Source organism: Flavonifractor sp. An306, from assembly GCF_002159455.1.
In the GTDB taxonomy this organism is placed as follows: Bacteria; Bacillota; Clostridia; order Oscillospirales; family Oscillospiraceae; genus Flavonifractor.
This window is the reverse complement of record NZ_NFIQ01000239.1, coordinates 1-730: the sequence shown is the minus strand read 5'-3', so window position 1 is coordinate 730 and position 730 is coordinate 1. Positions and strand designations below refer to the sequence as shown.

The following is a 730-nucleotide window of genomic DNA, read 5'->3' as shown; positions in this document are numbered from 1 at the left end:
AGCTCCACATCATTGGTCAGATTTCCAGTGGCAGTGATCTTCAACATCGTTCATTTCTCCTTTTTCTGTTAGAATAATTGGTTGTAAGAAAGAGGGGGACTCACAGCTTTTGTGAGTCCCCCAAGGGCTTAATACCCCGTCCGGGGCAGGGTGGGAATGACAGGTTTGCCGTACACCGTGGTCACCCAACGGCTGACGGCCTGCACCCACTGGCCGTTGTAGACGCCGCCCACGTCGGCCACATTGACAAAGGAGGTGGAGGCCAGGTTGGCCACGGCGGTGCAGTGGAGGTACGGCTTTTCTACCTGGGCAAAGCCAGCAGGGGCCTGTCCAAAGACGAACATGACCTCTGTGACCCGTTCATTGCTGGCAAGGCCCAGTGCGGTGGCCGAGGCAGCCAGGGTGTAGTTCTTGCTGGTGGACAGGTTGTCTGCCAGGGTCCGATACTCGCCGCCGTTCACACGATAGGTGATCTTATAGGTGCCGGGGAAGTTATAGGTTCCGGTGACCACCGTGTCCAGCCGTACCTCTGCGGGGAGGGTATCGCGCCAATAAAAGTTGTCCAGCCGGACATTGGAGCTATTGGCGATGCCGGAGAAGGTATAGCATACCGGCTGGCCTGCCATGATCTCCTTGGGGCCGGTTTTGGTGATGGATACGCCGGTAGTTAGGCTCTTGTTGGTCACCTCAAATTTGACGATCTGTCCCTCATGTTCAAGATAGGCAGTGA

1 pseudogene is annotated in these 730 nt (G+C 56.3%); it reads right to left on the bottom strand.

The annotated features are described in order from the left end of the window. Positions 1-128: 128 nt before the first annotated feature. A pseudogene (locus B5F88_RS19870) lies at positions 129-730 on the bottom strand (hypothetical protein); the annotation flags it as partial.